A 12830-nucleotide genomic window follows, 5' to 3' on the forward strand; every position below is an offset into this window, starting at 1 on the left:
ATAATATTAGAAAATTAAACTCAATACAAATTAGCTTATCTTATCAAAAGAAATTCCTCTTTCCAGCTTTTGCAGATATGCCTTTATAATAGCATTTTCAGGTTTTTCTAATTGGGGATCTTCCGAGAAAAGTTCAATAACTGTATTCCGTGCTTCGGATAAAATTATCTGATCTTTAGCCAGATCTGCAAGTTTTAGATCCAACACACCACTTTGCTGCGTACCGGTAATATCACCAGGACCACGAAGCTGCAGATCTATTTCCGATATTTCGAACCCGTTGTTGGTCCGTACCATCGTTTCTAAACGGATCTTGCCTTCCTTACTGAGTTTGTTCCCACTCATTAAGATACAAAAAGATTGTTCTGCCCCACGGCCAACCCTGCCACGCAACTGGTGAAGCTGTGAAAGACCAAACCGTTCAGCATTTTCAATCACCATTACAGAAGCATTAGGTACATTAACACCTACTTCAATTACAGTTGTAGCCACCATAATTTGACTTTTACCATCAATAAACTGTTGCATTTCGAACTGTTTATCTGCATTTGGCATTTGTCCATGCACAATACTGATCTGGTAATCGGGTCGGGGAAATTGGTAACTCAGCTGCTCAATTCCAGCTTCGAGATGTAAAAGATCTAATTTCTCGCTTTCCTTAATCAAAGGATAAACAATATAAACCTGCCTTCCTTTAGCAATTTCCTGCTTCATAAAACCAAACATCCTAAGTCGCTGGCCTTCAAAAAGGTGCTTTGTTTCGATGGGTTTTCTGCCAGCAGGTAATTCATCAATAATAGAAACATCAAGATCACCATATAGGGTCATTGCCAAAGTACGCGGAATTGGTGTAGCCGTCATCACAAGGATATGAGGAGGGATAATATTTTTCCGCCAAAGCTTAGCACGTTGTTCCACACCAAAACGGTGTTGTTCATCAATCACAACCAGCCCTAAATTTTTAAACTGAACCTTATCTTCAATCAATGCATGCGTTCCAATCAAAATATCGATTTCTCCATTCTCCAGTTGCGCGTGCAAAATAGTACGCTCCTTTTTCTTAGTATTTCCGGTAAGGATAGCAACACGCACCAGGTCTCCCGATACAAGGTCGGTAATAGAGGCGTAGTGTTGACGGGCCAAAATTTCGGTCGGAGCCATCATACAAGCCTGATAGCCGTTATCATTTGCCAGCAGCATGCTCATCAACGCAACAGCGGTTTTACCACTCCCTACGTCTCCCTGAACAAGCCTGTTCATTTGCACACCGCGTTGTGTATCAATCCTGATTTCCTTAACTACACGTTTCTGAGCATTGGTTAACTCAAACGGCAAAAATTCCTTATAAAAACGGTTCACCTTTTCACCAACTTTATCGAAGGTTGCACCCTTAAATTTTAATTGACGCAAGTGTTTATTATGCAGAAGCTGCAGCTGAATAAAAAACAGCTCCTCAAACTTTAACCGTCTTTCAGCAGCGTTTAAGTCCTTTTGATTTTTAGGAAAATGAATGTTCAGCAAAGCCGTCCTTTTATCTGGCAGCTGATATTTATCGATGATGTATTGTGGTAAATTTTCGGGCACTTGCGGAATAATCTGATCTAACAGGCCAGCGATTAAACGCTGCAGACCCTTTGAATCGAGATTAAACTTTTTAAGCTTCTCTGTTGAGTTATAAACCGGCTGCAAGGTTAAATTTCCTCTTCCCACCTGTTTGCGCTGATACAGCTCCATTTCAGGATGGGAAATGCTGAATGTTCCGTTAAAAATGCTTGGTTTCCCAAAGGCAACGTAAGCTGTGCCCACGGTAATATTATCGTCAACCCATTTTAGGCTCTGGAACCAAACTAATTCCATGATTCCCGTTTCATCTTTAAAAACAGCAATAATGCGTTTAGCTCTTTTATCGCCTATTACTTTTTTACTGATTACACGCCCGATAATCTGGATATACTGCGAATCGGGATTGATCTGATTGATCTTAAAATATTTTGTACGGTCTATATACCTGAAGGGATAGTGCGCAAGCATATCCTGATAAGTGAATAAGCCGAGATCCTTCTTCAAAACATCGGCACGGCTTGGCCCAACGCCTTTCAAAAACTCAACAGGTGTATCTAATACCGAATTAAACAAAATATTCTACTATTTCTTGTAAACAACATTTTTTAGCAAAGCCGCATTAAAAATAACGATCGGTAGCAGCAAAAGCAAATAAGCAAAAAATTGATGCAGATCTATTTTCTCTTTAAAGTAGAAAAATGCGCGGGTAAAAGCAACAATTGGATTGAGATATATTAAATACCCAGGGCAGAAGTGGCATTCTCAGTAAGGTATAGGTGTGTAGGAGAACCTTTTATGTAAGCAAAGGTTAGACATTGTCCCCAGATAATGTAAGGAACAATGTCTGCAATAAAATATTTACTCTTGTTTTCTGTAAATTAACCAACAATGGCAATTACAGAGATTTCAACATTGACATTTTTAGGTAACACCGAAACCTGAACTGTTTCGCGGGCTGGAAAATCAGCAGTAAAATATTGCCCATAAACCTCATTTACCTGAGCAAAGGTGCCCATATCGCTTAAGAAAATAGTAGACTTTACTACATTTTCAAAGGTTAAACCTGCCTCAAGCAAAACAGCTTTAAGGTTGCGCATCACCTGGTGAGTCTCCTCTTCAATATTGCCAATATTTAATTCTCCATTTTCAGGATTAATGGCAACCTGGCCCGATACGAATAAAAAATTTCCGGCTTGTACAGCTTGGCTATATGGTCCAATTGGAGCTGGAGCATTGTTTGTTTTAATAATTTGTTTCATACAATTAGGGTTATTTAGCAAGCCACTGAACAAGCTTGTAGATGATACCTGCAAGAAAAATTAAGATGGCCAATGCATTAATAAAATGCATAATTCTCAGATTGATATTATTTGGCCTGTTTGGATCCTTTTTTCTAAAGAAGTACATGATACAAACTTAGCTAAAAAGCTTAACACAGAAAACTAAAAGGCATAAAAAAAGTCCTGATTTTCATCAGGACTTTTTTAAATCTTATATTGAAATACTAGTTTCTAGCAGTTTCAACACGACGGTTTTGGATACGACCTTCTTCAGTATCGTTAGAAGCAATTGGATTAGCTTCGCCATTACCTTTAGTAGCAACTTGACTAGCGTTAACGCCAGAGTTTACTAAGTAAGTTTTAACAGAGTTAGCTCTGTCTTTAGATAATTTCAAGTTATATGCAGCAGTACCTTCGCTTGAAGCGTAACCGTTTACAGTTACTTTACCACCGTTTTCACGTAACACTGAAGATAATTTATCTAAAGTAGGGTAAGACTCAGTTTTTAAAACTGAAGAGTTGAAATCGAAACCGATTTTTTCGAAACCTGTTACATTGCTAGTTGCAGTTGAATCAGCTACCATTTTAGGAAGTGGACAACCTGAACCATCAACAGCAGTACCAGCAGGAGTTCCTGGGCATTTGTCGAATTGATCAGCAACACCGTCACCATCAGTATCTTTTTTCAAATCTTCAACAGATTTCTCAACAGCAGAAACACGGTTTTTCAATGCTTCAACTTCTTGACGTAAAGTTGGATCTTTTAACTCATCGTACATAGTAGCTAATGGGTTAGTCCACTCTAAACTTGGTTTAGCAGAAGAACCTAAAGAGAATTCTAAACCAGCATAACCGTAAGAGAATTTATCTTTAGTTTGACCTTTTGCATAAACTCCATCTAAGTTGTCAGCATCAACAAAGTTCATAGTGTAACCTAAGTTAAAGTTAACACGCTCAGAAACTTTGAATTTAACACCAGCACCAACTGGAATGTAAAAACCTTTTACGTAATCTTTAGCATCATGTCTGTCATCAGCAGGACCAACAGCACTACCTTTCCAGTCGATAGTTTGACCAGCACTAGTAGTAATTTTTGGAGCATAAGCCATATAACCAGCACCGGCAGTTAAGAAGAAACCTACTGCATTCTCACGACGTAAGAAATCGATAGAACCAACATTTACAACACCACGTAAATCTACAGCATATTGTAATTCAGTTTCAAAATCTTTAACTGATGAAGTAATACCTTCGTTATTACCTGAAAGTTTACCACGTGTTCCGTTTAATTCTAAACCGAATGAGTGACCTAATTGTTTACGGATGTTTAAACCGTAACCTAAGTTAGCATCCCATTTGTTAAAATCGTTAGTACCACCGATAGCAACAACTGGCATTAAAACACCACCGTGTACGCCGATAGACCAAGTTCTGTACTGTCCTCTACCGCCAAATACCTTGACAGCAGAAGTGGTTGCAGGAGCATCCTGAGCGACAGCAAGAGAAGCAACTCCTGTTAATGCCACTAAAGAAAGCGCAACACTTTTCTTTAAAGTAGAATAATTCATAATCTTTTTTCTTTTTTAAGGGTTAAACAATTTAATTGATTAATTTTTCAGTAAAGGCAAAATTAATCAAAATTTTAAATTTTCAAACTTTTATACAAACTCCGTTCCAAACTTTACGGGAACTAATCATTTTATTACATTTGGCCATTACCAATATAAAATACTATTTCCATGAAATACCCTACGATTGATCAGTCATTATTTATTTTAAACAGAAAAAAATACGCTAATAACCTAAAAAACAATTCACTAGCAATATTTAACTCAAGTGATGAATTCCCTAGAAGTGGAGACCAAAGTTTCGTTTTTAAGCAAAATCCAGATTTATTTTATTTATCAGGCATTGATCAGGAACAAACAATTCTACTATTATATCCTGATTGTCCTAATCCTTTGCACAGAGAAGTCCTGTTTTTAAGACAGACCAACGACTATATCAAAGTTTGGGAAGGATATAAGTACACCAAAGAACAGGCAAAAGCCGCCTCAGGCATCCAATCAATATATTGGTTAGAAGATTTTGACAACATTTTACATAGTATTGTTAACTATGCTGAGCATATTTATTTAAATACAAATGAGAATGACCGGTACGCCCATGAGGTTCCTTATCGCGATATTCGTTTCATTGAGAAAATGAAATCAAAATATCCATTGCATCATTATGAACGCTCGGCACCAATTATGAGAAATTTACGTGCCGTTAAATCTGATGTAGAGATCGAATTAACTAAAAAGGCATCGGCAATAACCCGTGATGCTTTTATCAGGGTATTAAAATTCACAAAGCCTGGGGTTAAAGAATATGAAATTGAAGCAGAGATTATACATGAATTCGTCCGTCAGGGCGCAACAGGTCATGCCTATACGCCTATTATTGCTTCCGGTCATAACGCAAACATCCTACATTACAACGATAATAACCAGACTTGTAAAGATGGAGACGTAATACTCTTCGATTTTGGTGCAGAATACGCCAACTATAATGCAGATATGAGCCGGTCTATTCCGGTTAATGGCCGGTTTACGCAAAGACAAAAGGATGTATACAATGCCGTACTGCATGTAATGAAAGCGTCGATTAAATTAATTGGCGAAGGAATTATATGGAATACCTACCACGAACAAGTTGGCGAAATTATGACGGAACAACTGATTAATCTCGGGCTTATTTCTACAACTGACGTGAAGAATCAAACCGCATCTTGGCCAGCTTATAAAAAATATTTTATGCACGGCACTTCGCATCACTTAGGCATAGATGTACACGACTTTGCAGGAAGGTATACCCCTTTTGCTAACGGGAACATTCTTACGGTTGAACCAGGCATTTATATTCCGGAGGAAGGCTTAGGTATCCGTTTAGAAAATAATATCCTCATCACAGCAAATGGGAATATAGATTTAATGGCCGATATCCCATTAGAAGCTGAAGAAATTGAGGAGATTATGAATAGTTAATTCCAGTTAGCAGTATTCAATTTGCAGTTTACAGTTTAAACAATTAACCGATTAACCAGCCTTAACAATTTAGCAATAAGGCAATCTCAACTGTTAACTATTACCAAACTCGTCCGCAAAACGATAAATATTAAAATCATCTTGTTTTAAGGCTGCCTGAATTTTTTCTCGCAGCCTTTTTTTATCGATATGCTGCATTTTTTGATGCTGTATGAGTTTCCATGCCTTTTCTGCAAATAAAAAAGCTTTTCGGTCATCATTAAATACCTCCGGTTTGATAATCCATTTACACAATTCGTCGATCCCTATATTTTTATCAGCAACAGTTTTTAAGATTGGAATAGCCTTTACACCCTGATGAACTATTTTTTTTAGATTATTGGCAAAAGTATCTGCTCCTTCCCTGTCAGCCTTATTAATCACAAAACAATCGGCAATTTCCATTAACCCGGATTTGATATTCTGAACTTCATCTCCGGATTCTGGCACCAATACAACAACAGTTTTATCTGCCAATCCCGCAATTTCTACTTCCGATTGTCCAACCCCAACAGTTTCAACAATAATCAGATCAAAATTCGAAGCTTTTAAAACGTCAACCATTTCGATTGTTTTTGCCGAAATGCCGCCCAAAGCGCCACGTGTAGCCAAAGATCGGATAAAAACATTCGGATTATTAAACTGGCCCGCCATCCGGATACGATCGCCCAGCAAAGAGCCAAAATTAAATGGAGAGGTTGGATCTATCGCCAATATGGCAATGCGTTTCCCCTCGGCAACTAAATGATCGGTTACCACATTTACCAAAGTACTTTTGCCAGCGCCGGGAGGTCCGGTAATACCCAAAACGGGGACAGTAGCCTTACTATCTAAATCTCTTAAAATCGAATCTGCCGGTTTAATATCGTTTTCAACAAGCGTTAATGTTCTTGCCAAAACCTTATAATTGCCCGCCTTTACTTCGCTTAAAATGGATAGATGCGTATTCATCAATAAAACTATCTTTGTACAAATTAACAAAAATTATTAGCTACAAAGCGCCCAATAATGAAAGTTACCGGTTTTACATTTTTAAGAAATGCTATTGTTAACGACTACCCTGCAAAAGAGGCGATACTTTCTGTGCTGCCATTGTGCGACGATTTTATTGTTGCATTGGGAAACTCTACAGACCAAACTTCTGAAATGGTTAAAAGCATTGATCCTAAAATTAGAACAATTGATACCATTTGGGATGAAAGTATACGGGAAGGCGGTCGTGTTTTTGCTGATGAAACCAATAAGGCACTAGCTGAAATAGGGAAAGATACCGACTGGATGATCTACATTCAAGGTGACGAAGCCATACATGAAGATTATCTCCCCTTGATTAAAAAAGAAATGGAAGATGAACTTAACAATAGCAATGTTGAGGCCTTACTCTTAAAATATAAACATTTTTATGCCTCTTATGATTATCTGGCCGAATCCAGACGTTGGTACAGAAGAGAGGTTAGGATTATCAAAAACCTTCCAGGAGTTCACTCTTACCGGGATGCCCAGGGTTTCAGAATTAACGACAGAAAACTCAAGGTTAAGCTAATTGATGCTTACATTTACCATTATGGCTGGGTGAAACCCCCAAAAGGATTACAAGGTAAAGTGCGCAACTTTAATCAGTTTTATCAAACGGAAGAGTGGATAGAAGAAAATTATCCCATTCAGGATACATACGATATGCACAATGCCGATCGACTGGTCCATTTTAAAGGCACCCACCCTAAAGTGATGCTGGAAAGAATTGCCGCAGCAAACTGGAAATTTGAAAAAGATTTAACCAAAGAAACCCCCAAAATGAATTTCCGCAGAAAGGTTTTGCAAAAAATTGAAGACTTAACCGGATTACGGTTATTTGAGTATCGGAATTATAAAATTGTAAAGTAGACCACAATTTAAATCTATATATATTTGCACCATCAAATAACATTTTAATGAAAAAGCCCAACGTTTTAGTAACTTTTGATTCGATGAAGGATGCCAATTGCGGCTATTTCTCGTTTGGAAAAGGGTTGGGTGACGCATTAATACATGAAAACAAAGGAAAATTTAAATTAAAGTTTTATCTTTTTAAACACACTCAATACCTTTTTAATGGTTTGGTTGACCTCATTTATCTATCCAGATTAGACCGGTTATTCTTTAAAGGGAAAAATGACTTCGATGTTGTTCATCTTTCTGATCAAACCTGCAGACTAAGACCGAGCAAAGTAAATGCAAAAAAAATAATGACTGTTCATGACATGAACAAAGTGCATTTAAAGTTTAGCAAGCCACACAGAATTCAGGTATATCTAAAAAAACTAGGCAAGCTAATATCACAGTGTGATAAAATTGTATGCATATCACAGTTTGTTGCAAATGATGTAAAACACTATTTCCCGGAGTCAGCAAATAAAATCAGTGTAATTTATAACGGGGCCGATAAATTAATTTCAGATGAAAACCATCAGCCAGCTTTTAAACCTGGAAAGAAATTTCTATTTACCATTGGTTTGCTCTCCGTACAAAAAGGCTTTCACTTATTACCTGCATTATTAAAAGATAACGATTTTGAACTGGTAATTTCAGGCAGGGAAACACCTCACAAACAACGAATTTTAGAAGAAGCAGAAAAATATAACTGTTTGGATAGGGTACACATTACCGGGCCAGTTAGTGATGAAGACAAAGCCTGGTACTATAAAAACTGTGATGCTTTCTTATTTCCTTCAGTTGCCGAAGGTTTTGGTCTTCCTGTAATCGAAGCCATGCATTTTGGAAAACCCGTGTTTCTGTCTAAATTCACTTCTTTGCCTGAGGTTGGCGGCGATGTTGCTTATTATTTTGATAATTTTGAACCTGAACAGATGCAGGAAGTATTCTATAATGGTATGAAAGATTTCAAAGAAAGAAATCGCACTCAAGAAATGATTTTGCAGGCAGAAAAATTTTCATGGGATATTGCTGCAAGTCAATATCTAAGCCTTTATCAGGAATGTATTGAAAATAAATCGTATTGAAAAAGGTTGCAATAGTAATTCCGTTCTATCGAATTCAGATCTCTGATTATGAAAAGATTGCATTAAAACAGTGTGAAAAAGTTTTAGGTAATCATGATAAGATAGCAATAAAGCCGATGGATCTTAATTTGCCAGATGAAACCAAATTATTGAACCTTCACAACACCATAAGTTTCAGTAATAACTATTTCGAAAGTATTTCAGGCTATAATAAGTTAATGCTATCCGCTGAGTTTTATAAGGCATTTCTTAATTATGAATATATCTTGATCTATCAGATGGACTGCTTCGTCTTTTCCGATCAGTTGGATTTCTGGTGCAATCAAAACTGGGATTATATCGGTGCTCCATGGATTAGGAAAACTTATCATAAAAACCCCGTTGAAATGTATTTTCTGAAAATAAAGCAAAATATTAATTCACGTTTTAACTGTTCTGACAATAATAAACCCAACCAATATCAATTAAACAATCAAGTGGGCAATGGTGGCTTTTCATTGAGGCGTGTTCATAAATTCTATAATTTATGTCTATTAATGCAACCTGTGATTAACGAATATCTTTCATCTAATGGAAATCTACACAATGAAGATGTTTTTTGGAGCATTGAGGTGAATAAAGAAAAAAGAGTTTTAAATATCCCAAGTTGTGAAAAAGCTTTGAAATTTGCAGTAGAAGTACCGCCAATAAGACTTAAACTACTAAAAGAAAGTGACTTACCATTTGGATGCCACGACTGGGATCGGTACGCAGACTATTGGCGTATAGTATTTAGCAAAATAGGTTACAAAATCTAGAAACTTAAATAGTTTAATGAAAAGATGTATACAATTTATACAAGTAGAATGTAATTTTAAACTACTGCAGTAAAACCTTTTAAATAGGTTTATTGGAAAACCGTACATTTGCTAAGTTTTATTTAGATTTTTCAGGAGAAATCTCAGGCCGTTCTCCAAATTTATCATATACATTTTTCATAAATGAAAATTTACTTCCGCTTATTATCGTTTGCAAAACCAATTGAGAAGTTTGCTATTCCCTATGTGATTGCAACATTATTATCCATTCTGTTTGGAACATTCAACCTGGCGCTTCTGTCTCCATTATTTGAAACTTTATTAAATGCGAATAAACCTGCACCTCAAACGCCGACACTTACAGATAAAGCTACAGAATCATTCAGTTTGCTAGGAAAACTCAGAGAACTGGTAACTGATTCAATAGCCAAAAATTCTATTGAAAAAACTTTGCTTTATGTATGCGCCATCATCGTGATATCTGTGTTATTATCAAATCTATTCAGATACTTTTCTCAACGTTATATGGAAGATTTAAGGGTACATACATTGCTAAATTTCAGAAAAAGGGTATTCGATAATGTGATGAACCTGCATGTAGGTTTTTTTAGTAATGAGCGCAAAGGTGATATTATTTCAAAAGTTGCTTCTGATGTTCAGGTAGTACAATTTACAGTAACAAATACTTTGCAGGTAGTTTTTAAAGAACCCGTTACTTTAATTGTATATGTAGTTTTGTTATTTAATATTTCTGCTAAACTTACCTTATTCTCACTTTTAGTAATCCCGATTTCCGCTTTTATTATTAGTAAAATTGTAAAAAGGCTAAAACAACAGGCAAAGGAAGCGCATGAGTCTTTCGCAAAAATGATCGGCTTTCTGGATGAGGCATTAAGCGGCATAAAAATAATTAAAGCATTTAATGCAACGGAAAGAACTAAGGATAAGTTCAATAATGAAAATATCTTCTATTCCAATTTAAACCGGAAAATGGTAAGAAGACAGCAATTAGGTTCACCTGTTTCTGAATTTTTAGGTGTTTTAATGATCGCTGTTATTGTCTGGTATGGTGGAAGTTTAATTTTACACCATGATAAAAATGCGCTCGCAGCTGCTGATTTTATAGCCTATATTGCTATTTTTTCTCAGGTAATGCGTCCGGCAAAAGCATTAACTGATTCATTTAGCGGAATTCATTCTGGAATTGCTGCAGGAGAACGTGTTTTAGAACTGATAGATACTAAACCCGAAATGGTTAATAAAGGTAATGCAATACAAATTAACGCATTTAATAAATCATTGGTTCTGGAAAATGTCAACTTCAGCTATGGAGAAAAGCAAATTTTAAAGGACATAAATATTGAAATAAACAAAGGTCAAACCATTGCTTTAGTTGGTCCGTCAGGTGGCGGAAAAAGCACATTGATGGATTTAATTCCACGTTTTCATGACCCTAAATCAGGCACTATTAAATTGGATGGAGTAGATTATAAAGACTTAAGGATTGAAGATCTCCGCTCACAAATGGGAACTGTCAATCAAGAGTCTTTCTTATTTAACGATACCATTTTCAACAATATTGCCTTTGCAAAACCAAATGCAAGCGAGGAAGAAGTAATTACTGCTGCTAAAATTGCAAATGCCCATGATTTTATTCTAAATACAGAAAATGGCTATCAAACATCAGTTGGTGATCGTGGAAACAAATTATCCGGAGGGCAAAGGCAGCGTGTTTGCATTGCCAGGGCAGTTTTAGCAAACCCACCAATTATGCTGCTGGATGAGGCTACTTCAGCCTTAGACACAGAATCGGAAAAACTGGTTCAGGAAGCCTTAAACAATTTAATGAAGAATCGAACATCAATTGTTATTGCACACCGTTTAAGTACCATTCAGCACGCCGATCGAATTATAGTGATTGATAATGGCGAAGTAGTAGAAACCGGAAGTCATACTGAATTGATGACTCAAAACGGCCTTTACAGAAGACTGATTGATATGCAAGCTTTTAATAATTAATCATGAAATATAAAATTAAACCAATCGCTATTTACCTACCCCAATATCATACAATTAAAGAAAATAACGAATGGTGGGGCGATGGATTTACAGAGTGGACAAATGTAAAAAAAGCACAATCATTATTCAAAAATCACTATCAACCACATGTACCTTTAAATAAAAATTATTATGATTTGAGTTCAAATGATGTGTTGATTGAACAAGCTGCTTTAGCTAAAGAGTATGGAATCTATGGTTTTTGCTTCTATCATTATTGGTTTAATGGAAAGCTCTTGTTAGAAAAACCTTTACATCATTTACTTCAATCAAGTGAGCCAGATTTTCCATTTTGTTTATCATGGGCAAATGAAAATTGGACGAGAAGATGGGATGGGGATGATCAACAAGTATTAAAACAACAAAATTATTCTCTTGAAGACGATTTTAATCATATAAACTATTTACTCCCATTCTTTAAAGATCAACGGTATATTAAAATTGATGGCAAACCTGTTTTTTTAGTTTATAGATCTGAATTACACCCAGATATCAAAGAAGCAACCAATATATGGCGAAGAGAAGCAAAAAAGGCAGGATTCCCAGATTTGTTTTTAATTCGGATGGAAAATTTTAAAAGACAATTAAATCCATCTGATCATGGATTCGATGCTGGGATGGAATTTGCTCCTGATAGTTTATTAAGAGGAAATAAAATTGCAAAAAAAAATATCGCACTTTATCTTGTTAAAAAATTATTACACAAGACAGGGATCAAGAAATCCGTACATTTTGATAATGGAATATATTCTTATACAAGAGTTGTAAAAAACATGATAAATAGAGATAATCCAGGATATAAGTATTTCAGATGTATTTGCCCTTCTTGGGACAATTCTGCAAGAAGAAAGAAAAATGCAACAATCTATATAGATTCTACACCTGAATTATTTGCTCATTGGACAAAGAAAATGAAAGAATATACCGAGCAGAATCTTCCTGAGAATGAGAAACTTTTATTTATTAATGCATGGAACGAATGGGGTGAAGGTTGCCATTTAGAACCTGATGAACTTTGGGGTACAAGATATCTACAAGCATTAAAGGATGGGTTGAATACTTGAT

The 12830-nt window shown here is 36.1% G+C and carries 11 protein-coding genes; 6 read left to right on the top strand and 5 right to left on the bottom strand.

What is annotated here, in order from left to right:
• Positions 1–30: 30 nt before the first annotated feature.
• From recG to BCL90_RS13205, 4 genes are all read right to left on the bottom strand, one after another.
• A complete protein-coding gene (gene recG, locus BCL90_RS13190) occupies positions 31–2136 on the bottom strand; it encodes an ATP-dependent DNA helicase RecG (RefSeq protein ID WP_121284414.1) in 2106 nt (701 codons plus the stop codon).
• Positions 2137–2441: 305 nt separating this feature from the next.
• A complete protein-coding gene (locus BCL90_RS13200; protein ID WP_121284415.1) occupies positions 2442–2822 on the bottom strand; it encodes a RidA family protein in 381 nt (126 codons plus the stop codon).
• Between the two features lie 10 nt (positions 2823–2832).
• Positions 2833–2970: a DUF6728 family protein gene (locus BCL90_RS26150; RefSeq protein WP_315417948.1), complete on the bottom strand. Its 138-nt coding sequence runs from the start codon at positions 2968–2970 to the stop codon at positions 2833–2835.
• A gap of 97 nt (positions 2971–3067) precedes the next feature.
• Positions 3068–4411 (bottom strand): OmpA family protein, encoded by a 1344-nt coding sequence (locus BCL90_RS13205; protein ID WP_121284416.1) that lies wholly within the window; start codon positions 4409–4411, stop codon positions 3068–3070.
• A 171-nt stretch (positions 4412–4582) separates the two neighbouring features.
• On the opposite strand from BCL90_RS13205, the gene BCL90_RS13210 reads away from it, so the two are divergent.
• On the top strand, positions 4583–5872 hold the full coding sequence (locus BCL90_RS13210) for an aminopeptidase P family protein (protein ID WP_121284417.1): 1290 nt from the start codon (positions 4583–4585) through the stop codon (positions 5870–5872).
• 93 nt (positions 5873–5965) lie between these two features.
• Here the strand turns inward: BCL90_RS13210 and meaB are convergent, their stop codons facing one another.
• On the bottom strand, positions 5966–6862 hold the full coding sequence (meaB, locus tag BCL90_RS13215; RefSeq protein ID WP_121284418.1) for a methylmalonyl Co-A mutase-associated GTPase MeaB: 897 nt from the start codon (positions 6860–6862) through the stop codon (positions 5966–5968).
• 57 nt (positions 6863–6919) lie between these two features.
• On the opposite strand from meaB, the gene BCL90_RS13220 reads away from it, so the two are divergent.
• From BCL90_RS13220 to BCL90_RS13240, 5 genes are all read left to right on the top strand, one after another.
• Positions 6920–7795, top strand: coding sequence for a glycosyltransferase family 2 protein (locus BCL90_RS13220; protein ID WP_121284419.1), 876 nt, complete (start codon positions 6920–6922; stop codon positions 7793–7795).
• A gap of 47 nt (positions 7796–7842) precedes the next feature.
• Complete coding sequence (locus BCL90_RS13225) at positions 7843–8910, top strand: glycosyltransferase family 4 protein (RefSeq protein WP_121284420.1); 1068 nt, start codon at positions 7843–7845, stop codon at positions 8908–8910.
• Complete coding sequence (locus BCL90_RS13230; protein ID WP_121284421.1) at positions 8907–9707, top strand: DUF5672 family protein; 801 nt, start codon at positions 8907–8909, stop codon at positions 9705–9707. The genes BCL90_RS13225 and BCL90_RS13230 overlap by 4 nt, the downstream gene beginning before the upstream one ends.
• A 183-nt stretch (positions 9708–9890) precedes the next feature.
• On the top strand, positions 9891–11726 hold the full coding sequence (locus BCL90_RS13235; RefSeq protein WP_121284422.1) for an ABC transporter ATP-binding protein: 1836 nt from the start codon (positions 9891–9893) through the stop codon (positions 11724–11726).
• A gap of 2 nt (positions 11727–11728) precedes the next feature.
• Positions 11729–12829, top strand: a complete 1101-nt coding sequence (locus tag BCL90_RS13240) for a glycosyltransferase WbsX family protein (protein ID WP_121284423.1) — start codon at positions 11729–11731, stop codon at positions 12827–12829.
• The last annotated feature ends 1 nt before the right edge of the window (position 12830 follow it).

The sequence above is a fragment of the Pedobacter alluvionis genome, from assembly GCF_003664035.1.
Lineage (GTDB): Bacteria > Bacteroidota > Bacteroidia > Sphingobacteriales > Sphingobacteriaceae > Pedobacter > Pedobacter alluvionis.